Annotated in this window: 24 protein-coding genes; 11 read left to right on the top strand and 13 right to left on the bottom strand. The window is 64.9% G+C overall.

Annotation, left to right across the window (positions count from 1 at the left end; genetic code table 11):
• Positions 1–419: 419 nt before the first annotated feature.
• Together IEX64_RS17535 and IEX64_RS17530 are read right to left on the bottom strand one after the other, a co-directional pair.
• Entirely contained in the window at positions 420–1,664 is a 1,245-nt protein-coding gene (locus IEX64_RS17535; RefSeq protein WP_188821623.1) for a UbiH/UbiF/VisC/COQ6 family ubiquinone biosynthesis hydroxylase, read from the bottom strand.
• Positions 1,661–3,349: an alkaline phosphatase family protein gene (locus tag IEX64_RS17530; RefSeq protein ID WP_188821621.1), complete on the bottom strand. Its 1,689-nt coding sequence runs from the start codon at positions 3,347–3,349 to the stop codon at positions 1,661–1,663. The genes IEX64_RS17535 and IEX64_RS17530 overlap by 4 nt, the downstream gene beginning before the upstream one ends.
• Before the next feature lie 99 nt (positions 3,350–3,448).
• Between IEX64_RS17530 and IEX64_RS17525 the strand changes: the two genes are divergently transcribed.
• A complete protein-coding gene (locus tag IEX64_RS17525; protein ID WP_188821680.1) occupies positions 3,449–5,515 on the top strand; it encodes a protein-disulfide reductase DsbD family protein in 2,067 nt (688 codons plus the stop codon).
• Between the two features lie 124 nt (positions 5,516–5,639).
• A complete protein-coding gene (locus tag IEX64_RS17520) occupies positions 5,640–5,849 on the top strand; it encodes a hypothetical protein (protein ID WP_188821619.1) in 210 nt (69 codons plus the stop codon).
• 36 nt (positions 5,850–5,885) lie between these two features.
• Here the strand turns inward: IEX64_RS17520 and IEX64_RS17515 are convergent, their stop codons facing one another.
• From IEX64_RS17515 to IEX64_RS17465, 11 genes are all read right to left on the bottom strand, one after another.
• Positions 5,886–7,310 (bottom strand): M16 family metallopeptidase, encoded by a 1,425-nt coding sequence (locus tag IEX64_RS17515; RefSeq protein WP_229710528.1) that lies wholly within the window; start codon positions 7,308–7,310, stop codon positions 5,886–5,888.
• Positions 7,300–8,724, bottom strand: a complete 1,425-nt coding sequence (locus IEX64_RS17510; protein ID WP_188821617.1) for a M16 family metallopeptidase — start codon at positions 8,722–8,724, stop codon at positions 7,300–7,302. Before IEX64_RS17510 ends, IEX64_RS17515 begins: the two co-directional genes overlap by 11 nt.
• 252 nt (positions 8,725–8,976) lie before the next feature.
• Positions 8,977–9,273: a hypothetical protein gene (locus IEX64_RS17505; protein WP_188821615.1), complete on the bottom strand. Its 297-nt coding sequence runs from the start codon at positions 9,271–9,273 to the stop codon at positions 8,977–8,979.
• Positions 9,274–9,367: 94 nt separating this feature from the next.
• On the bottom strand, positions 9,368–10,153 hold the full coding sequence (locus tag IEX64_RS17500) for a sigma-70 family RNA polymerase sigma factor (RefSeq protein WP_188821612.1): 786 nt from the start codon (positions 10,151–10,153) through the stop codon (positions 9,368–9,370).
• The gene (locus IEX64_RS17495) at positions 10,150–12,255 is read right to left on the bottom strand and encodes a flagellar biosynthesis protein FlhA (RefSeq protein WP_373290163.1); all 2,106 of its coding nucleotides are present in this window, start codon (positions 12,253–12,255) and stop codon (positions 10,150–10,152) included. Before IEX64_RS17495 ends, IEX64_RS17500 begins: the two co-directional genes overlap by 4 nt.
• A gap of 32 nt (positions 12,256–12,287) precedes the next feature.
• The gene (locus IEX64_RS17490) at positions 12,288–13,172 is read right to left on the bottom strand and encodes a transglycosylase SLT domain-containing protein (protein ID WP_188821675.1); all 885 of its coding nucleotides are present in this window, start codon (positions 13,170–13,172) and stop codon (positions 12,288–12,290) included.
• 87 nt (positions 13,173–13,259) lie between these two features.
• A complete protein-coding gene (locus IEX64_RS17485; protein ID WP_229710525.1) occupies positions 13,260–13,592 on the bottom strand; it encodes a flagellar protein FlgN in 333 nt (110 codons plus the stop codon).
• On the bottom strand, positions 13,589–13,906 hold the full coding sequence (locus tag IEX64_RS17480; protein ID WP_188821608.1) for a flagellar biosynthesis anti-sigma factor FlgM: 318 nt from the start codon (positions 13,904–13,906) through the stop codon (positions 13,589–13,591). The genes IEX64_RS17485 and IEX64_RS17480 overlap by 4 nt, the downstream gene beginning before the upstream one ends.
• A 110-nt stretch (positions 13,907–14,016) precedes the next feature.
• Positions 14,017–14,514, bottom strand: a complete 498-nt coding sequence (locus IEX64_RS17475; protein ID WP_188821606.1) for a flagella basal body P-ring formation protein FlgA — start codon at positions 14,512–14,514, stop codon at positions 14,017–14,019.
• Between the two features lie 72 nt (positions 14,515–14,586).
• Positions 14,587–15,027, bottom strand: a complete 441-nt coding sequence (locus IEX64_RS17470) for a hypothetical protein (protein WP_188821605.1) — start codon at positions 15,025–15,027, stop codon at positions 14,587–14,589.
• Positions 15,024–15,704, bottom strand: coding sequence for a MotA/TolQ/ExbB proton channel family protein (locus tag IEX64_RS17465; RefSeq protein ID WP_188821603.1), 681 nt, complete (start codon positions 15,702–15,704; stop codon positions 15,024–15,026). Before IEX64_RS17465 ends, IEX64_RS17470 begins: the two co-directional genes overlap by 4 nt.
• 213 nt (positions 15,705–15,917) lie before the next feature.
• On the opposite strand from IEX64_RS17465, the gene flgB reads away from it, so the two are divergent.
• Genes flgB through IEX64_RS17420 form a run of 9 tightly spaced genes read left to right on the top strand, consistent with a single transcriptional unit; the run spans position 15,918 to position 21,581 of the window.
• Positions 15,918–16,262, top strand: a complete 345-nt coding sequence (gene flgB / locus IEX64_RS17460) for a flagellar basal body rod protein FlgB (protein WP_188821601.1) — start codon at positions 15,918–15,920, stop codon at positions 16,260–16,262.
• A 2-nt stretch (positions 16,263–16,264) separates the two neighbouring features.
• Positions 16,265–16,672, top strand: a complete 408-nt coding sequence (gene flgC / locus IEX64_RS17455) for a flagellar basal body rod protein FlgC (protein ID WP_188821599.1) — start codon at positions 16,265–16,267, stop codon at positions 16,670–16,672.
• Positions 16,669–17,025 (top strand): flagellar hook assembly protein FlgD, encoded by a 357-nt coding sequence (locus IEX64_RS17450; RefSeq protein ID WP_188821597.1) that lies wholly within the window; start codon positions 16,669–16,671, stop codon positions 17,023–17,025. Before flgC ends, IEX64_RS17450 begins: the two co-directional genes overlap by 4 nt.
• A gap of 25 nt (positions 17,026–17,050) precedes the next feature.
• Entirely contained in the window at positions 17,051–17,863 is an 813-nt protein-coding gene (locus tag IEX64_RS17445; protein ID WP_188821595.1) for a flagellar hook-basal body complex protein, read from the top strand.
• Between the two features lie 25 nt (positions 17,864–17,888).
• Positions 17,889–18,632: a flagellar basal body rod protein FlgF gene (locus tag IEX64_RS17440; RefSeq protein ID WP_188821593.1), complete on the top strand. Its 744-nt coding sequence runs from the start codon at positions 17,889–17,891 to the stop codon at positions 18,630–18,632.
• 15 nt (positions 18,633–18,647) lie between these two features.
• Positions 18,648–19,436, top strand: a complete 789-nt coding sequence (gene flgG / locus IEX64_RS17435) for a flagellar basal-body rod protein FlgG (protein ID WP_188821591.1) — start codon at positions 18,648–18,650, stop codon at positions 19,434–19,436.
• A gap of 5 nt (positions 19,437–19,441) precedes the next feature.
• Positions 19,442–20,128, top strand: a complete 687-nt coding sequence (locus tag IEX64_RS17430; protein WP_188821589.1) for a flagellar basal body L-ring protein FlgH — start codon at positions 19,442–19,444, stop codon at positions 20,126–20,128.
• 11 nt (positions 20,129–20,139) lie between these two features.
• A complete protein-coding gene (locus IEX64_RS17425) occupies positions 20,140–21,237 on the top strand; it encodes a flagellar basal body P-ring protein FlgI (RefSeq protein WP_188821588.1) in 1,098 nt (365 codons plus the stop codon).
• Positions 21,234–21,581, top strand: a complete 348-nt coding sequence (locus IEX64_RS17420; protein WP_188821585.1) for a rod-binding protein — start codon at positions 21,234–21,236, stop codon at positions 21,579–21,581. The genes IEX64_RS17425 and IEX64_RS17420 overlap by 4 nt, the downstream gene beginning before the upstream one ends.

The raw sequence follows: 21,581 nt of genomic DNA, 5'->3' as shown, positions 1-21,581 counted from the left end.
GCTAGTTGTAAAATGTCGCTCCGAGATCTTGTTTACAGAGACCTTTATAAAATGGGGCACGATTAAGATCTTGGACCTCAAGCGACATTTCGAGAAGTTCGTTGATGAACCAATCGGTCGTGTCCTCATAATAGGAACGTACGTCAGCGATCACCTTTTCTGCCGCTTCTTCCGCCGAGCGAGCGAATATATGTCTTGTGCAATAGAAGCCGCTCGGCCGGGTTTCCGGGATCGACCATTTTTCTACGGCCTGCGGAGACCAATTCAGAACGCCATGCACAAGCAAACGGAAACATCGCATGCCTGCAACTTATGACGACATATGCGTGGCAGCAACGTCGGCGTGTCCGGAAAGGCAGCTTCTGGCTGAAAATCCCGTCTAGCCCCCACGAGGGCCACAACGGAATTTCACTGGCACCCTACCCCTGCAACAACTCCGGCAGCTTCCCCGACATCCCGCGCGCTTCGTCCATGAAGAAGCGCTTGAGGGTGGGCATGCGCTGGACGGCGCCCATGCCGAGGCGGCGCACGGCGCTCGGCAGCTTGCCGGGGACGCCGAACAGGCGGGTAAGGCCGTCGGTCACCGACATGACCATGAAGCTGTCGAGGCTGCGCCACTTTTCGTAGCGCGCCAGCAGTTGCGCATCGCCCGGTTCCAGGCCGAGGCGCATGCCTTCGGTCAGCACTTCGACGAGAGCGCCCACATCGCGCAGGCCGAGATTGAGGCCCTGTCCGGCAATCGGGTGCATGCCATGCGCGGCATCGCCGATCACCGCAAGGCGCTCGTCGATGACCCTGGCCGCATGATGGAAGCGCAGCGGATAGCTCATGCGCGGGGCCGCGAGTTCGATCTTGCCGAGCACGCCGTGCATGCGCCGCGAGACCTCGTTCACGAACATTGCATCGTTCATCGCGATGACGCCGGCGGCATCCTTTTCCGCCACGGTCCACACGAGCGCGCTGCGGTGGCGACCCTCTTCATCGTCGAGCAGCGGCAGCAGCGCGAAGGGGCCTGCGGGATAGAAGATTTCCCACGCGGTGCCGTCGTGCGGCTTCGAATGATAAAGCCCCGTCACCATCGCGCGGTGCTTGTAGTCCCACTTCGCCATCGAGAAGCCGGCCTCGTCGCGCGTCGGCGACTGGCGGCCTTCCGCCGCTACCAGCAGCGAGGCGCGCAGCAACCGCCCGTCGGTGAGTTCGACCTCGACACCGTGCGGGCCGCGGTCGCGGCGCACGGCTTCGGTCTTCACATGCCAGGCGATTTTCGGTTCGTCCTTCGCCGCATCGAACAGCGCAAGGCGCAAGTCGCGGTTGAAGAACATCTTGCCCAGCGAGCCTTCCTCGGGCTTGGGCGTGAAGTCGATCCGGCCGGGCTTCATCCCGTCGGTGACGGCGATGGAATCGATCGTGCAACCGAGCGGGGCGAGCCTTTCGCCCAGCCCGATGTTGTCGAAGAGATTCCAGCTCGCGGTCGAGATCGCCGAAGCGCGGCCATCGGCGCCCTCGGCCACGAGATCGGCCGGGTCGGCACGGTCGATCACATGGCTGGTGATCCCGGCCCTGGCGGCCGCCAGCGCCAGCGTCATGCCGACGAGGCCGCCGCCGAGGATGATCAGGTCGCGGGTCTCCACCGCAGGCTTCGCAGTCGTATCCGAGTCGCTCATCGAGCGCAGGTATCGGCCTGTGAGCCGTCGATGTCGAGACACCTTCCGTCCCACGTGCCTGCCGGCTCCTTGAGGCCGACCAGCGAAGCGAGAGTCGGTGCGATATCGACCGTCTCGACCGGTGCCGGCTGTTCCTGGTGCGCCATGCCCTTGCGCCAGAAGACGATCGGCACGCGGCGGTCGTAGTCCCACGGGCTGCCGTGCGTGGCGACATAGCCGGGGCCCGGATGGGCAATGCCGACAACGCCGCGCTTGGTCATCATCAGCACGTCGCCCGAGCGCTCGGGATCGAAGGAGGCGCGCACGCGCTGGAGCATCGTCCAGTCCTGCGGATTGCCATGCGGCAGCGGCACGGATTTCAGCTCGTCAGCGGTATAGACCGCATCCACCTCGGGATTGGCCTTGAGCATGGCCACCAGAGCGTCGGTCACGGCCTTGCGCTGATCGCCGGTGAGGCCGGCGCCAAGGTAGATGTCGCCCGAGCTGCCACCGCCGTAGAGCAGCTTGCCCTGCGGCGCGACGACACCGGATTCCTTTGAGACGGCATCGGCCAGTGCATCGCCGGTGAGCGTTTCACTGATATACTTCGCGGCCGGATAGCCTTGCTGGTCGAGCCGGTCGGGCGCATCGAAACCACCATGATCGGCCGTGAGCACCACGGCATAGTCGATCCCGCGCGCGTCGAGCGCGTCGAACAGCTTTCCGAGCGTCGCATCGAGCTGGGCGAGCTGGATGCACATTTCCACGCCCTCATTGCCGAAGGCATGGCCGACGCGGTCGGTCTGCGAGAAGCTGACCGAAAGCACATCGGGCACGGCATCCTTGCCCATGCCGAGTTCGTCGACCATGCGGATGGCGAGGTCGCCCGTCGCAGCGTCGAGACGCGGCCCTTGGGCATAGGCCTTGTAGTCGCCAGCCGTCAGCGGGAAGCGGTAGGTGCCGACGATAAAGTCGCCAACCTTTATCGGGCGGTCGGCAGCGCTGCAGTAGCCGGGCACCGGAAGCGCCTCGGCGCCGGCATCGACCAGCTTCGTGAGCGCGGCGTTCTCGGCTTCGACGGCCGGCGTGATCTTGCGATCCTCGAACGTGGTAAAGCCGTTGTCGTCGAACCAGTAGACGGCATCCGTATCGTGCCCGCTCATCATCACCGCGGCGCGGTCCTTGGCGGAAACGGCGGCATTGATCGTTGTCGGATTAGCCTTCTTCATCAGGTCGCCAAGCGTCGGTGCCTTGAGATGATCGGAAGAGACAACCGGCTTCTTGGACGTGCTCCTGGGGTTGGTCTCGTCCTCGACGCAGTAGACCTTCTTGTCGTTGCGACCGATGCCCGGGACGTACCAGTTATTGGCGATGATCCCGGTGCGCGCGGGATGGACGCCGGTCAGCAGAGTAGAGTGGCCGGGGCAGGTCTCGGTTGCGGCGTGCGACTGGTAACCCGAGGGGAAAACCGCGCCGTCGAGCAGCCGGGCGAAACCCTTGGAGAAATGCTCGCGGTACTGTGCGAAGAGATCGGCGGAGAACTGATCGACCGAAATGGCGAGGATCAGTTGCGGCGCTTCTGCGGACTTGGTTGCCTCGGCCGGAGCTACAGCGTCTGCGGCAGGTGCCACGGCGTCTTGGGCGAATGCCGGTGTGCTGACGAGAAGAGCGGTGGCCAGGGACAGCGAGCTGAATGAAAGGCGCATCGGGGGGAGGTTCCTTGAAATGTCGGCGCAACAGAGGCAGATGCGTCGATGACCGGATTGCGCCGCAAGCGCAAGGCCAACCCAACGCATGGAAGCCTCATGACCTCGCGCCGCTACCGCCACTTCGTGGCACTCATGTGTCAGTTGCTGGCGATGGTGCTGTTTGCCGCCCCCGCCGCGGCCGCGCCCAACCATATCGCTGCCGATCTGATAGCCGGTCCGCCCGCAGCGCCGGGCGAGGAAACCACGCTGGCGATCCGCATGACGCCGGAAAAGGGCTGGCACGGATACTGGGAGAACCCCGGCGACGCCGGGCTGGGCATGCAGCTCGACTGGACGCTTCCCGCAGGCGCGAAAGCAGGCGAACCGGACTACCCGGTGCCGCACACGCTGCTTGTCGAAGGGCTGATGAATCACGTCTATGAGAAGCGCTATGCGGTTCTCGTCCCCTTTACCATGCCCGCCGACGCCAAGCCCGGAAGCCGTCTGCCCATACGAGTGAGCGCCCAGTGGCTGGCCTGCACCGAGCAGATCTGCGTTCCCGAAAGCGCCGATCTCGCAACCGAAATCACGGTAGGCGGGGCACAGAGTGCCTCGCAGGACACCGACCTCGCCGCGCGGTTCGACGCCTGGCGCCAGCGGCTTCCGGCCCCGCTCGATGCACCGGCCACGATGAAGCTTTCGGACAAGGCGCTGCGGCTGGCCATCCCGCTGCCCGCATCGGTGGAACTGGCCAGCCCCCATGTCTTCATCCGCGAAGACAAGATCGTCGACTATGCCGCACCGCAGGTCTTTACCCGCAAGGGCGACACCCTGCTGGTCACCATGCCGCGCGCAAGGTTCGCAGCGCGCAGCGCCGTGGGTCTGAGCGGCGTGCTCAAGCTGGACGAGGCCGGCAACGGCGTCGCCTTCACCGCGAAGCCCGGAACGGTCCCCACCGGAGGCGAACCCGTCGCGGGCAGCGAGCCCCGCGAACTGCCCGCCCTGCCCTGGCTGCTTCTGGCGGCGCTGGCAGGCGGGCTGCTGCTCAACGTCATGCCCTGTGTCTTCCCGATCCTGAGCCTCAAGGCCTTGAGCCTCGCACGCGCGAGCGAGAGCGAAGCCCATGCGCGGATCGAGGGGCTGGCCTATACTGCCGGCGTCGTGGCTGCCTGCCTGGCCCTCGGCGGCATTCTGCTGGCGCTGCGCGCGGGTGGAGAACAGGTCGGCTGGGCTTTCCAGTTGCAGGAACCGCTGGTCGTCGTCGCGCTGTTCCTGCTGGCGAGCGCCATCACGGCCAACCTGCTCGGCCTGTTCGAATTCACCGTGCCGGGCTTCGTCGCTTCCGGATCGCCGCGCAGCTATACCCAGGGCGCGTTTGCCACCGGACTTCTCGCGGCTTTCGTCGCGACGCCCTGCACCGGGCCGTTCATGGCCTCGGCGATGGGCGCGGCGCTGCTGCTGCCGGTCGTGCAGGCGCTCGCGCTGTTTGCCACGTTGGGTCTGGGCATTGCCCTCCCCTTCCTTGCCGTGGCCTTCGTCCCGGCGCTGCGCACGCGGCTTCCCAAGCCCGGCCCTTGGATGGTGAAGTTCCGCCGCTGGATGGCCATTCCCATGGGCCTCACCGCGCTGGCTCTGGCATGGCTTGTCTGGAAAGTGGGCGGCGCGGGCTTTGCCGCCCTCGTCTTCGTGATCGCCTTCCTCGTGCTCGACCTGCTCGGATGGGCAGGGCGCCGTCAGCGGCGGGGACAAAGCGCGGCGCTCCATGCGCTCGGAGCTCTCGCCATCGCGGTCGTGGGTGCCGTGCTTCTGCCCGCACCGGCCCCGTCATCCGCGCGCGTCGAATCCATTCTCCACACCCGCCCCTTCAGCGAGAAGGCGCTGGCCGAGGCCCGCGCAGACGGCAAGCCGGTGTTCGTCTACATGACGGCGGACTGGTGCCTCACCTGCAAGGTCAACGAGGAAGTCGCCATCGAGCGCGCGGAGACCAGGGCGGCGTTCGAAAAGGCGGACGTCGTGGTGCTGCGCGGCGACTGGACGCGGCGCGATCCGGACATCACCCGTTACCTAACGGCACAGGGTGCGGCGGGCGTGCCGCTCTACATGTGGTACGCCAAGGACGGCACCGCCGAACAGCTGCCGCAAGTGCTGACGACGAGCCTGCTTGCAGGCAAAGCGGGATCCTGACCAAAACGGTGCAATCTGCTGTTGCAATGGTTTGCATAGCATAGCAATCAACAGTCTGGGTCGTCCCGGTAAGCGAGTCGCAACAGATCGGCCGGGCATAAGGATAAGAAAGGCAGACTGCCGCATGTTGCCGTCCATGAATTTCGATCGCTCGCAGAGCGAAGACCGTCGTAGTGCGCTGGAGGTGCTTCCCGAATGGCTGGCCGTACCCGCCCCTGTGGATGCCCCGCAGGAGGAAGCGCCCGACGTCGCCCTCGGACTGGCGATCTCGGTCGTCTCTTCGCTGATTTTCTGGGCAGGTCTCGCAGCACTGCTGCTGATCAAGCTGGGTTGACGGGCCGGGCCGATAACGGCCCGACCTCATCATGGCTTATTCCGGCAGTTCGCCGGCAATCTCCGTAACCTTTTCCAGCTGCGGCCGCACGCTTTCGAGCGGCCCCACCACGACCACGCTCATCCGGTTGATGGGCAGCTCCTTCTTCGCCGCGTTCTGGAAGTCGGCTGCCGTCAGGGCGCTGACCTTGCCGACGTAGGAATTCAGGTAGTCGGCACCGAGCCCCAGCAGGTCGTAGGTCGCCAGTGAATTCGCCATGCCCCCGCGCGAGGCGAGGCCGATCACGAACGTACCGTTCATGTAGTTCTTGATGCCCTGCACTTCACCCGCCGACGGCGGCTCGTCCTGCATGCGGCGCACTTCCTTGTAGATCTCGGTGATCGCAGGCCCGGTCGCCTCTGCGGTCACGGCCGCTTCCTCCAGCCAATGCGCACCCTCGACACGGTCGGAGAACACACCGTGCGGGGAATAGGTGAAGCCCTTGTCCTCACGGATGTTGCGGGTGATGCGCGAGGAGAAATAGCCGCCGAGCAGGGTGTTCATGGCCTTGAACGCCACGTCGCCGCCCGGCTTGTCGACACGCTGGCCGATCATCACCTGTGACTGCGGCGCACCCGGCCTGTCGATGAGCACGACTTTCGGCTCCTCGTTGACGGATGCCGGCATCGCCGTAGGCGCAGCGCCGGTTCTCCAGCTGCCGAACGCCTTGGCGACCGCCTCGCGCACACCGGCTTCGTCGTACTGGCCGACAACATAGAGATGCGTGCGCGCCGCACCGAAGTTTTGCGCGTGGAACGCCTTCACCTGATCGAGCGTGTAGCCGGCGAGTTGCTCGTTCGTCGGATAAACGCGGCCATAGGGATGATCGGGATAGATCGTGCCCTGAAAGGCTTCGCTGGCGATGGATTCCGGCGTGGACTTGGCCACGGCGAGATTGCGCAGCAGGTCGGCGCGGACTTTCTCCAGTTCCTCCGCCTTCAGATCGGGTTGCTGCAGCAGTTGCGCGACAAGCCCGATGGCCTGCGGCGCATCCGCGCTCAGCACATCCATGTCGGCCGTCGTCACGTTGAGGCCGGTCGACAGCGAAATTCCGCCGCCCATGCCCGCTGCCGCCTCGGCCATCTGCGAGGCGTCCATGCCGCCGGCGCCTTTCTGCATCAGCGCGCCGGTGAGATCGGCAAGCCAGACATTGCCGCCGTCATCGATATTGCCGGTGCGCACGGCCGCCAGCAGCGTGACCTTGGGCACATTGCCATAAGGGATGAGCGTGACCTCCATGCCGTTGTCGAGCGTGTAGGTAGTCATCTGCGGCAGCGTGAAAGGCCGCGGCTCGGTGGGTGGGGGCGGCGCTTCCCTGGCGGCGACGGCACCGGGCACGGAGGCTACGCCGATCGCAATGGCGGCGGTCGCGGCAGCGAAAGTCAGGATCATCTTCATCGTCTCGCCTCCCTTACTGGCCATTCTGCGCCGCGGCCTTGCCGGGCTTCAGATCAATGATCGAGCGGTTGGTCGGCCGCAGGTATTCCTTCGCGGTCTTGCGGATCAGTTCGGGCGTCACCGCTTCGATCTCCTGCTCCAGCCGGTTGATCCGGCCCGGATCGTCATCGAACAGCGCGAAGGTCGCGAGCATATTGACGAGGCCCACACGGTTGCCGTTGCCGATCGTGTCGTAGAGGCGCGACAGGGCCTTGGTCTTCGCGCGCGCCATTTCGTCGGGACCCACGAGGCTGGTCTGCAGGTCCTTCACGACCGCATCGATGTCGGCAAGGATCTGGTCGTCGCTCACATCGTCACTGTGCACCAGCATGCCGGACCACAGCATCGAGCCATCGTAGTCGTAGGCATCGCCAAGCGGCCAGTTGATGCCGCCGTCCGCGCTGTCCGAATAGCCCTTCTGGTTGACCAGCACCCGGTTCAGACGGCTGTCGCCGCCCTGGATCAGCACGAGGTCGATCAGGCGGAAGGCCGCCGCTTCGGGCGTTCCCTTGGGCGGCACGTGATAGGCCCATGCCAGCGCCGGCTGCGGGGCAAGCGGATCGACTTTCTCGATGCGCTTCTGCTCGGTCTGGCGCGGTTCGGAAATGTCGGGGCGCGGAATGTCGGAAGCCGCGGGGATGGCCCCGAAGTACTGCTTCGCCCAGCCCATGACCTGTGCGGGTTCGACGTCGCCGGCGACCACCAGAACGGCATTGTTCGGCGCATAATACTGGTCGAAGAATGTCTGCACGTCCTCCAGCGTCGCCGCATCGATTTCCTTGAGGTCGCCGTAGAAGTTATGCGCGTTGTACCAGTTGGTGTTGGCAAGCTGCGGCAGGTCGAGCCACGGAAAGCCGCCGTAGGGCTGGTTGAGAACGTTCACCTTGACCTCGTTCTTTACCACGCCCTGCTGGTTGGTGAGGTTGTCCTGGGTGATGTCCAGGCCCTTCATCCGGTCGGCCTCGGCCCACAGGAAGGTCTCGGTCGTGTTGCTGGGCACAACTTCGAAGTAGTTGGTGAAGTCGAACCGGGTCGAGCCGTTGAGCACGCCGCCGTTCCTGTTGACCAGACCGATGAATTCCGCCTTGCCGAGGTTTTCCGATCCCTGGAACATCATGTGCTCGAACAGGTGGGCAAAGCCGGTGCGGTTCTTCGGCTCAAGCCGGAAGCCGATGCCGTAATAGACGCCGATGGTCGTGGTGGGCACCGAATGGTCGGGGGAGATCACGACCTTCAGGCCGTTTTCCAGCTTGTGATACTCGATCGGCACATGGACCGAGGCTTCGGACGCGCTGGCCGGCGCCGGATCGGCGGCCATGGCCGGATGGGCTGCAGTGGCGAAGGCGAGAAGCGGCGCGGCCAATAGGGCGGCACGCTTCAATCTGCCGTGCTTGATCATTGTGGTGAGGCTCCCGGACAGTCCCGATGTGGACGAGAGGCGCACCTCCCGCCGCGGATCGCATACGGGTAAAGACTGCCGGAAGTGAGCCGAAGCCTAATCGACGAACGGCCCTGCGTCGTCGATGAACTGCAAGAGCGCTGTTTCGATGGCGGGGGCGAGTTCAATCGGGAATGATGGTCCGTTTTATGGGATGGTCGTGAAGGCCGCTTAATGACCGGTATGTCGGGGGAAGCGGTCATCAGAAAGGGCTTAACGTAGCCGCTGTTCGTTCAAGATAATCTCTGCTCCTGCAGAGACTTCGAAGTTGCCAGATTCAGCAAGTTCCACCAGTAAATCGACTATCGACGAGCAATCGTAGTTTTCGAGGCAGTATACAAGCGTCCCGCGATTATTCACGAGTTCCGGCCGCTGAATTAGTTCTACGAGATGCCGAAAAAGCCTTGGTTCCTTCGTATCAGAAAGCTCCAGTGCGAGCGAGTTTCGCTCTAAGTGACTATCAGTCACTTCAAGACGATGCAGCTTCTTCAAAATTTCAGCCTCGTTCATGGCTTCATTCTGGCTGAAGGCGCTGATGACAGCAATGTCGGCGTGTCCGGAAAGGCGGGTTCCGGATTAAATTCCTGAACAGCAGTCCCTGCCCTCACAAGATCTCGGCAACGCCCTCAAGGCTCTCGCGCAGTTTGCTCAGCGCCTGGGCCTTGAGTTGGTGCACACGCGGCACCGAAACCTGCAGTACTTCGGCGATCTCGGAGAGGTTCAGTTCCTCGACGAAGTAGAGCTGGACAATCATCTTGAGCCGGTCGGGCAGGTCGGTAATCGCCTCGATCACCGATCCGCGCAGCTCCTCGTCGGCGAGCAAGGAAAAACTGTCGGGGTTATCGTCGGCAAAGGCGGTGTTCTGGTCTGAATAGACCTCGTCGATGGAATCAAAGCGCAAAGGACGGCTTGTGTCCTGCAAGGTGGCGAGATCAGCTTCGGCAATGCCCATGGCCTCGGCCAGTTCGCCCGGATGCGGATCGCGGCCGAGCTGGGCGCGCAGTTCGCTTTCCTTCTGGGTGATCTGCCGGCGTCGTTCGGTCGCCCCGCGCGACATCGGCACGTTGCGGCGGATGAGATCGACCATCGCCCCGCGCACGCGCATCTTTGCATAGGCGGCAAATCCGTCCTCGGTCGGCCCCGAATGCTTCTGCGCGCATTCGGTGAGCGCCACGAGCCCGGCCTGGATCAGATCCTCGAGCTCTATGCCAGGCCGCCCCGTGCCGTTGACGTGCCAGGCGAGACGCCTGACCATCGGCAGGAACCGGCGGACGCGGTCGGCGACATCGCCTTGATAGGCGCCGGCGACGCGACCCGCCCTGCCTGTTGGTGGCCCATACGTCACCGGCGCTACGGACTGCGACGTGAAAGCCTGCTGGTCTTGTTTCATGCGGCCATGCTCTCAGCTTCGTGGGTGTAATTTGCGTGTGAATCGGGGTTCGGAAGGCTCGGGTTCTGGTTGACCGGCGGCGGCGCTCCGACGACATCGACGACCTCGATCGGCTGCGTTGCGGGCAGTTCCGCGATCGAGATGACGAGGCACGAAGGCGCGCGCATGCGCAGCAGTGCAGCCAGCGCCCGGCGCGCCCGCGGCTGGACGACCAGCGTGAGCGGGATGGCTCCCGGCCCGCGCGCTTCGGCCAGCGCGGTGATGGTTTCGCCGATCATGCGGGCGAGATCGGGTTCGATCACCGGCTGGCCGGTAACCGGGTCCTGCATGCCCTGAACGATCGAGCCTTCGAGGCCGGCATCGAGCGTGACGACCGGCAGGCGCTCGTGCGGCGGACAGACGCGGCCGACAATGAGTGCGCCAAGGTCGGCACGGACCAGTTCGACGAGGCGATCGTGATCGACCGTCTGTTGTACCGCCCGCGAAAGGCTCGCGAGGATCGGCAGCGGGTGCGAGATCGGAATGTGATCTTCGAGCAGCGCGCGCAGCAGGCGGGTGACCGCGGCGAGCGAAAGCGGCTGCGGGTGCACGGTCTCGATAAGGCCGGACGCCGTATCCTTGAGCGATTCCAGCAGATCCTTGACCTGGTCGGGGCCGAGCATGTCCTGCGGCCGTTCGACCAGTAGCTGATTGAGGTGCGTGGCAATAACGGTGCCGGGATCGACGGTGAGGAACCCTTCCGCCGTCGCCTGATCGCGCGCGGCCGTATCGATCCAGATCGCCGGGCAGCCGAAGCTCGGGTCCTGCGTGGCCTCTCCGCGCAAGCTGTGGCCCTGCCGCACTTCGCCGGTATCGATGGCCAGAACCTTGTCGGGGCGGATCATCGCGCCGCCCAGGTTCACGCCGCCCAGCACGATACGATAGTCGTAGGGCGGCATGTCCAGCGCATCGCGCACCCGGAACTGCGGCACGATGAAGCCGAAGCTCTGGCTGAGCTGCTTGCGCACACCGGTAACGCGAGTGACCAGCGGCGACCCACGCCTTTCGTCGACCAGCTGCACGAGGCCGTAGCCCAGTTCGATGGTGACGAGCGTGTGGTCGGAGACGTCCTCCAGCGTGATCCTCGAAGGATCGACTTCGGGCTCGGGCTCGACCACCGGCACGGCGGCCAGCGCAGCGCGTTTGCGCAGCACGTTCCATAACCAGAAAGCCAGACCGGCAGCGGGCAGGAAGATGGTCTGCGGCATCGCCGGGATCATGCCGATGGCAGCCAGAACAACGGCAACCGGCAACCAGGTGCCGGGGGCGGCAAACTGGCCGCCGATCTGACCGGCAAGGTCGCGGCTGTCGGAAACGCGGGTGACGATAACGGCGGCAGCGATCGAGAGCAGCAGCGAGGGAACCTGCGCAACCAGCGCGTCGCCGATGGCGAGCGTGATGTAGGTCTGCGCGGCGTCGCCGGCCGACATCTGGTGGCTGATCATGCCGAGGCAGAAGCCGGCAATGATATTCACGCCCAGGATCAGCAGGGCGGCAATCGCGTCGCCCTTCACGAACTTGGACGAACCGTCCATCGAGCCGTAGAAGTCGGCTTCGGTAGAGACCTCGCGGCGGCGGGCCTTGGCTTCGTCGGCCGTCATCAGACCGGCGGCAAGGTCGGCGTCGATCGCCATCTGCTTGCCGGGCAAGGCGTCAAGGGTGAAGCGCGCGGACACTTCGGACACGCGGCCCGCACCCTTGGTGACGACCACCAGGTTGATGATCACCAGGATCAGGAAGACGAAGATGCCGACGGCGAAGTTGCCGCCGATCAGGAACTCGCCGAAGGATTCGATGACCTTGCCGGCCGCGGCCTCGCCTTCGTGGCCGTGCACCAGCACGACGCGCGTCGAGGCGACGTTGAGCGCGAGGCGCAGCAGCGTTGCAAAGAGCAGCACCGACGGGAACGAGGAGAAGTCCAGCGGCTTTTCCGAATTCATCGCCGCCATCAACACCGCCACGGACAGCGCGATGTTCATGACAAACGAGACGTCGAGGATGAATGCCGGAACCGGCACGATCATCAGGACGATCAGGATCAGAATGCCGGCGGGGAGCGCCATCGCGCTGGGGTCGCCGAAGCGTTTGAACAGGTTCACAGGTTGAATCTCGCGAGCTTGGCGTAGGCGTCACGCACCTGTGCGGGCGCGGCGGAAGAAGAAGCACCGAAGGTGCCGCGCAGCGTCTCCGCCATCGAACGCGTCGCGACCTGCGGGGCCTGCGGCGCGGAGCCGAGACCGGCATGGAACTCGCGCGCGATCGGGCCCATCGGCGGTTGCCAGCCGCTGGACTGTGCGCCGTTCTGCTGTGCGGATTGGAGCGCCGAGACGCCCTGCGCGGACGCGGCGCTGGTCCAGAGCGACGGGTCCCCCCCTTCCATGGCATTGGCGACCTTGCCGCGCATCAGGTCCATGACGGAGCCGACGCTGCGCGGGCTGCCGCCCGAATAGAATATGGAACGATTGGCGGCGGCTGCCTTGGGCAGGATCGACGCCGCGCTCTGCGACGGATCGGCCGCCAGTGCGGAAAGAAACTTGCTGGCGCCGGCACTGCCGAGGAAATGCGCCATGTAGAGCTCGGCGGCGTCGGGCTCTCGGCCCAGCTGCGCGGTCAGTTCCGCGCGGTTGTCGTTGGCGAGTTCGGCGGCCATCATTGCCGAGAGATCGGCGTTGTAGCGCAGGCCCATCACCTGGGCGCGCGTACCGGCGTCGGAGATGCGTCCCCCGCGGATCGCATCGTTGACCCAGCTCATGCCATGGTTCGCGCCATGACGCTCCAAGGTCTCGGCCCAGGTGCTCTTGGTGAACTGATAAAGTCCCGCCGCGCTAGAAGTCGTAGCGCGGGCATTGGGATCCAGGCTCGATTCCAGCTTTGCCTGCGCGAGCAGGTAGTTGAAGTCGACTCCGGTGGCTTGAGATGCACGGGCGATGGCGGCGCGCGACTGCGTCCCCCCGGGCGCAGCGCCGCCGCCTATCCCCATACTGACTCGTGCTTCGCTCAATTCCAGCTCCCGGCACAAAAGTTACCGGAAGCTGTTTAAGCAAAGAGCGTGCCAAACGCCTTTCGGTCAGGCGCGGCTGGCGGCGAGAGAATAGGTCCCGCCTGCCTTGTAGAGCTGCGGACCACCGGTGAGAGCGTCGAGGCGACGAGACACATTGGCCGCGATAATGTTGCGAACCTGCCGGTTTACCTCGTTCAGCCGGCGCGCCGTCTCGAGCATCCCGCGGCACTCTTCGTCGAGTTCAGCAACTTCGGAAGAATCGAGCGTTCCGCACAGACGGTTCTTGTCGTTGGTCGCGCCGACGATCGCATCGAGGTCCAATCCGGCAAGCGCCTGCCGCTCTTCCTCCAGGACGGCAAGCATCTGCCGCAAGGTATCGCGAAGGTCGAGGGTGCTCATGGTTTCGGGCTCCTCAGCAGCACACCGGCTGCGATGATGGCGTCTGCAATCTTGGCGGGCGTCACAGGGTATTTGCCTTCCTCGACAGCCTTGCGGATCATCTTCACGCGTTCGCCGTCGATCGGGGCCGAGCCCGGGTCGAGCGCCGCGGAAGTTTCCACAGTAGTGCTGGCCAGGCCTTTGCCGGTCTTCTCGCTGATACGGTTGGCGGCTGCCCCGTTTGCACCGGGCAACGCTTCACCGCCCGCCGCGCGGGCCAACCTTGCTTCGATCGCGCTGATGGCGCGTGCAGGTCCCACTTCGATAGGTGGCATGATGCCGCTCCTTAAAGTTCCTGTACTCAAGAACGGTGCGGCGGGAGATTTTTTAATAGGGGCGGCAAAAATCTGCCAATTGCCGGTCTAGCAAGACAAAACTTGCCGCCTCAGGGCATTGGCAGCGTAACCAGACCGGGACGCTCGATACGGGCCCGCATGGGGTCCGAGCGGCTGTTTCCGGCTGCCGCGGGTCGTACGCGAATCCAGTCGCCGACCGCTCCTGCCTCCATGGCCTCTCCCGGTTGAGAAACCGTAAAACCGTCCCCGGTAATCGCGATTGCCACGGAATCACCACGCTTCACCACGTCGGGGGCCGGCGCGGCCTCCGCAACCGGCGCAGCGCGCCTCACCGGCACGAAAAGGCGCCATCCATTGGCGTCTCCGCACTGGACCACCACGCTTAGCTGCTGGGCCGTACGCCAGGAAAGGGCGACGCCGGTGTGGCACGGCTGCAGACGCAAACGCCGGTCCACCGGTGTGAGCGCTCCGCCGACCGCGCCGATCGGCGCTCCGGTGAAAGCCGCAACCTGGCGATCGATCGCCTCGAGGTCGGCATAGGCACCGGAAACTGCAGCGGCAGCGAAGAGGACTAGACTGGGCGTCATGATATGGTTCCCGTCGATTGGAATTTGCCATTTCCAATGCAAGCCTCATGCCATCTTGCCTGTCATACAGCCTTATTCGGTGCTGCCGTTCGCGGAGGCATCCTCGCTGGTAGGGGAGTCATAAGCCAGCACCGCACGGGCGGGACCTTCGCCCGGCTCGACGACGATACGGGCCTCGCGGCCTTCGGCTCCGGCCTGGGCGAGCAGCCGGGTGGCGTCCGAAAGCGCCTTTGCCTGCGCGCGCGCATCTGCGTCGCGTCCGTAGCGCGCGGTGATGGTAAGTTGCTGGCGAGGATCTTCCGCCTGCTGGTTCAGCCACAGCGAGAGCGGCGGCGCATCAGGCGCGGCCACATAGACTGAAAGCGGCTCGGTCCGGGCCGAAGGCGATGCTGACGCCCTGTCTCCCGGCACCGTTTCGGGCTGACGGCTGACGGCTGCAGCCGTGGCCATGAACAGGATCAGGGACAGGTCGGCCAGCGAAGTCTGCCAACTCTGTCCGACGCGAACGCTCATCTGCCGCGTCCGCCGGCCACCGCGCGGTGCCTTACCACCGTGGCGCCCGGGCTCTCGGGCAGAGCCTCGACAACCTGCTTTTCAAGCCAGTCGAGCACGCTCTGGCGGTCCCGCTCCTCGTCGGCCGCGCGCCGCGCGACCCCGCGCGCGAGCGGCGCGAAGAAGAGATTGCCCAGCAGGAGGCCATAAAGCGTGGTGAGCACGGCCATCGAGATCGCAGCGGTGAAACTTCCGCCCGAACCGGCACCCGAGGGCAACTGGCTGAGCGAGATGAGCGTACCGGCGAGCCCGAACACGGGGGCGAGATCCGCCGCCTGGTTGAGCGTGCGGACCGCGCGCATGGAAAGGTGATTGCGCCGACGTTTGTGCGCGGTGTGCGCCTTGTGCAGCGCCGAGACCGAGCGCGTGCCGATCAACGCATCGGTCGCCTCGTCGAACTCGGCGTCCCCCAGCGTCGGCGGTTGGGCCCGCAGCACACCGTCGCGCTGCATGCCGCGCACCTGCACCGCGAGCTCGGACCGGACGCGCGCGGCGTCGAATTCCTTCCGGCCCAGTCGCGACAGCGCCGCGAGGGCGGCGCGCGTGTCGGTCAGACCACATCGCAGGACGGTCGCAAGGCACGTCCCGCCAACCACGATCAGGGCGCTGGTGGCGTCGAACAGATTTTCCGGCTGCATCTGCGCAGTGTCTCCTTCACACCCCAGAACGGCAGGCCACGCTGCATTTGAAGGCTTTTCAGGCGAACAATTGCCGCCGCCCGGCAAACTCTTGCCGCCTCTGCAGTCCACCCCCTCCCTCTACCCTCCGGCGCCCGCAGAAACGCGTCGATCCGAAAACTGGCACGGCCTTTGCTTAATAAACGGGCAGGCAATTATTGGGACGCGAAAGACATGCCCGATCTGTTTGGTATCAATGGCACGGCACTGCAGCTGCGTTCGCAGCGCATGGGGGTGCTCGCCTCCAACATCGCCAATGCCGGTACGCCCGGATACAAGGCGAAGGACATCGATTTCAGCGCTGCTCTGCAGGCGGCTGAAGGCGGCACCGACGTGTCTTCCGCCATCAACAAGGCGACGCTCTACCGCGTGCCGGTGATGCCCTCGCTCGATGGCAACACTGTGGAGCTGCAGAACGAGCAGCTCGCCTTCTCCGAAAACGCCGTGGGCTACGCCGCAACGCTCGAGTTCATTCGCGGGCGTGTGGACACCGTAACCCGGGCCCTGAAGGGAGACTGATTATGGCTGGTCAACCCATGACCCTGTTCAGCCTCGCGCAGCGCGGCATGTCCGCACAGCTCGTGCGCATGAACGCCGCCGCATCGAACCTCGCCAATGCCGGCACTGTGTCGGGCAGCGAGGAAGAGGCCTACAAGCCGATCCGCGCCGTATTCTCCGAAGACCTCGACCGCGCGAGCGGCCTGGCTTCGGTCGATGTGCAGGGCGTCGTGCGTGAAAACGCCTCCGCCGTGCGCCAGCACAATCCCGACCACCCGCTCGCCGATGCCAATGGCGACGTCTGGGTCGCTCCCGTCGATGAGAACGCGGAGATGGTCGAGATGCTCGAAGCCTCGCGCCAGTACCAGAACATGGTCGAAGCGCTTTCTACCGCCAAGCAGCTCATGCTCGACACGATGAGGATGAAATGACCGTCAATTCCGTAACTTCTACCGGCTCGACGACCTCAGCCTCGTCGCAATCGAAGACTTCCCTGGGGGACCTCAATCAGGGCGACTTCCTCAAGCTGATGATGACTCAGATGAAGCAGCAGGACCCGCTCAACCCGACCGACCAGACCGAGATGCTGGCCCAGATGGCCCAGTTCTCGTCGCTGGCCGGCACCACCGAGATGTCCGACACGCTCAAGAGCATCGCATCGAAGCTCGACGACGTCGTATCGACGCAGACCGCCACGCAGGAAGCCGTCACCGCCCTTACCGAGCGGATGGCCGCGAACGAAGCGTCCGGCACTTCTTCCACCGACACCCAGGCCGCAGCCTGATCCCCATTCGCAGGAGTAACGCAAGATGTCTTTCTACACCTCGCTCAGCGGCCTGAAGAACGCCCAGACCGACCTCAACGTCATTTCGAACAACATCGCCAATGCCGAGACCGGTGGCTTCAAGAAGAGCAACACTGCCTTCGCGGATATCGTCGCCAGCTCGATCATGTCGAACCCGGCCACCACGACCGGCGTCGGCTCCAGCGTGGCCGCGATCACGCAGGACTTCTCGATCGGCGCGCTCGAGCAGACCGGCAATGCCCTCGACATCGCCATCAACGGCGAAGGCTTCTTCACCGTGGTCTCGCCGCTTTCGGGCGACACCCAGTACACCCGCAACGGTGCGTTCTCGGTCGACGGTAGCGGGTTCATCAAGAACGCGCAGGGCGCGCAGCTGCAGGCCTACCCGGTCGACGCCACCGGCGCGATCGCCAGCACCACGCTGCAGTCGGTGCAGATCCCGGCAACCAACGCCGCCGGTGCCGAGTTCGCCGGCGTGACAGTCAGCGAGGCCGGCGAAGTCGTCGCCACGTACGCAGACGGCACCAACGACACGCTCGGCATCGTTTCGCTTGCCAACTTCATCGCCCCGACCGGCCTCAAGCAGCTCGGCAACGCGACCTGGGCCGCAACCGGCCTTTCGGGCACCGCCACCTATGGCCAGCCCGGCTCGAACAGCTACGGCAGCTTGCTTTCGGGTGCGCTGGAGCGTTCGAACGTGGACATCGCCGAGGAACTCGTCTCGCTGATCACCGCGCAGCGCAACTTCCAGGCCAACTCCAAGGCGATCGACACTGCGACCCAGATTTCGCAGGCGATCATGAACCTGCGCAGCTGATCGGAATAAAGCTGGGGGCTGACCGATGGACCGTCTGATCTACACCGCCGTTTCGGGCATGAACGCCTCGCTCAACCGCGAACGCGTCATCGCCAGCAACATGGCCAATGCCCAGACCATCGGCTTCAAGGCCGAGATTCTGCAGGCGACGCCGATGACGCTGGAAGGCCCGCAGCTGAACGTGCGTTCGATGACCAGCACCGAAGTCTCCGGCGCTTCCATGAAGGACGGCGAAGTGGCCCAGACCGGCAACCCGCTCGACGTCGCCCTGCAAGGCGATGCCATGCTGGCGGTTCAGTCACCCGACGGCCAGGAAAGCTACACCCGGCGCGGCGACCTCTCGGTCACCGTGACCGGCGTGCTGCAGAATGGCGAAGGCCTGCCGGTCATCGGTAACAACGGACCGATCACCGTTCCGCCCGGATCGAAAGTGACGATCTCGCCCGATGGCAACGTCCTGCTGACCGATCCCAATGCGCGTGACCTGCCGCCGCAAGCCATCGACCGGCTCAAGTTGGTCAGCACCACCGGCACGCAGATCGCCAAGGATCTTGCCGGTCAGTTCCGCGTACAGGGCGGCGGCATCCTGCCCGTCGACGAGAACGCCAGGGTCATCCCCGGCTCGCTCGAACACTCCAACGTAAACGCCTCCGAAGTGCTGGTCGAGATGATCTCGGCCCAGCGCCTTTTCGATATGCGCACCAAGCTCGTGCAGACGGCCAGCCAGCTCGATGAAGCCGGCGCCCGCCTCATGCGCCTCAACAGCTGAGGAAGATTCTAGACCATGCCAAGTTCAGCACTCCAGGTCGCCCGGACGGGGCTCGAGGCCCAGGACACGCGCATGCGCGTGATCGCGAATAACCTCGCCAACGTTTCGACCACAGCCTTCAAGCGCGACCGGGCCAACTTCGCGACGCTCGCCTATCAGGACGCCCGCGTTGCCGGTGCCCAGTCCTCCAACGAGACCACCTACGCCACCGGGCTCAACCTCGGCACCGGCGTCGGCGTCCAGTCGACCACGCGCATGGAAACGCAGGGCTCGCTGCAGTCCACCGGCAACTCGCTCGACGTCGCACTCGACGGCGACGGGTATTTCCAGGTGTCGCTGCCCGGCGGCCAGCTCGGCTATACCCGCGCCGGCAACTTCACGCGCTCTTCCGACGGTCAGCTGGTCACCTCGCAGGGCTATATCGTGCAGCCGCCGATCGCCATTCCCGAAGGCGCCACATCGATCACCATTTCCGAGGACGGCACCGTTTCGGCGCAACTCTCCGGGCAGAGCGATCCCGCGCAGCTGGGTCAGCTCACCGTCGCCACCTTCACCAATCCGGCAGCCCTCCAGGCGGCTTCGGACAACTTCATGCTGGAAACCGGGGCGAGTGGCCCTGCCCAGCTCGGCATCGCCGGCGATCAGGGCCGCGGCCACATCAAGCAGGGCATGCTCGAATCCTCGAACGTGAACATCGTCGAAGAGCTGGTCGACATGATCGAAACCCAGCGTGCCTACGAGATCAACTCGAAGATGATCTCCGCCGTCGACGAAATGCTCAAGAACGCGAACCAGACGCTGTAATGGTCATGACCCGCACGTTCACCCCCTTCGTCGCCGGACTGCTCGCCATGAGCGTACTGGGCGCATCGGCCACCCCCGCGTTCGCGCGCAAGAAGGACCAGCCTTCGGGGTTCGAGCCTACGCTTCCGGTCACCCAGCCTCTCCAGCCGCAGGCCGCAACCGGCGGGATCTTCAATGTTTCAGCCGGCTACGCACCGCTCTACACCGGCACCCGCGCGGCACGCGTCGGCGATCCGGTAACGATCCTGCTGATCGAAAACACCACTGCTGCCAAATCGGTCAACTCCAAGAATTCCAAGAGCGGCGGCGCTTCGATCTTACCGCCGACCGCCGGCCCGCTGTCCTTCCTGAACCCCGATGCGCTTAAAGCCAGCTCGAATTCGTCGTTCAATGGAGGGGGGAATGCCGCCCAGACGAGCACGCTCGCCTCGACGCTTTCCGTCACCATTGCCGAGGTTCGTCCCAACGGCACCGCGCTCGTCAGAGGGGAAAAGCAGATGAAGCTCAGCCAGGGCGATGAATGGGTCCGGTTCTCCGGCATCATTCGCCTGGCCGACATTGATCAGGAAAACACCATTCCCTCGCCTCGCGTTGCCGATGCCCGCATCGAATACAGCGGCAAGGGAGCCCTGATGCGCTCGAGCAAGCAAGGCTGGCTCGGTCGCTTCTTCAACCTGATCTCGCCGTTCTGATGGTGACCGACATGATCCGCCGCATTTTCCTCTCCCTCGCCGCCGTCGCGATGCTCCTTCCCGGAGCGGCCATGGCCGAGCGCGTCCGCGACCTGGGCCAGTTCCAGGGCGTGCGTTCGAACCAGCTCACGGGCTACGGCATCGTCGTCGGCCTGCCGGGCACGGGCGACGACAACCTCGAATACCTGACCCAGGCGATGAAGGGTGTCTCCGGCCGCATGGGCCTGAACCTGCCCGCCGGTGTCGCGCCGGGCCTGAAGAACGCCGCGGCCGTCATGGTCACGGCAGACCTTCCTGCCTTCGCCAAGCCGGGCCAGCGGATCGACGTGACTGTCTCGACGATCGGCAAGGCCAAGTCGCTGCGCGGCGGCGCGTTGATCCTCACTCCGCTCTACGGTGCGGATGGCCAGATCTACGCGATGGCCCAGGGCAATCTTGCCGTGGGCGGTCTCGGCATTTCGGGCAAGGACGGCTCCAACCTGACCGTCAACATTCCGACCGTCGGCCGGATCGCTGATGGCGCCAGCGTAGAGCGCGCAGTCGCCACCGGCTTCGACAACAACCCGATCCTGCGCTGGAACCTGTTCGACGCCGACTTCCTGACCGCCGCGCGCGTGCGTGACGCGGTCAACCGCCGCCTGCCGGGCACCGCCTCGGTCGAGGACGGCGTGACCGTGGCGCTCCACTTGCCGCTCGATTCCAACACCCGCGCCAGCGTGATGGCGGCGATCGAAATGATCGAAGTCGAGCCGGCTGAAACCGCCGCCCGTGTCATCGTCAACAGCCGCACCGGCACTGTCGTGATCAACTCGGCCGTGCGTCTCTCGCCCGCCGCGATCAGCCACGGCAAGCTGACCGTGCGCGTCGACGAAGATCCGACAGTCGTCCAGCCCGCACCGTTCAGCCGCGGCCAGACCGCGGTCGAGCAGGACTCGACGCTGTCGGCCGACGAAGAGAAGCGCGCTGTCGCCATGTTCAAGGGCGGTGCCTCGCTCTCCAAGGTCGTCGATGCCCTTAATATGCTGGGAGTAACTCCTTCAGACCTTGTCGCCATTCTCGAGGCGCTCAAGCAGGCTGGAGCCCTCAAGGCGGAGATGGTGGTGATATGAGCACGATCGCTTCTTCCGTTGCGGGGCTGACCACGGCCCCGACCGCCACCGACCGCGAAAAGCTCTCGGCCGTTGCCAAACAGTTCGAGGCGCTGTTCATGCGCCAGATGCTGTCCGCCGCGCGCAAGAGCGACTTCGGCGGCGACAAGCTGTTCAGCAGCCAGGCGCTCGACACCTTCAACCAGATGCAGGACGAGCACTTCGCCGACGTGACCGCGCAAACCGGCATGCTCGGCTTTGCCACCATCATCGAGGCGCAGATGGCGCGCTTCCTGCCCACCGAAAGCAGCGAGACCGCCGCGACCGGGCAGGCTGACGCCAAGCCCACGGCAGGAGGCGTGTAA

The sequence above is a fragment of the Novosphingobium indicum genome (assembly GCF_014645195.1).
In the GTDB taxonomy this organism is placed as follows: Bacteria; Pseudomonadota; Alphaproteobacteria; order Sphingomonadales; family Sphingomonadaceae; genus Novosphingobium; species Novosphingobium indicum.
This window is presented reverse-complemented; position numbering and strand designations above follow the sequence as displayed.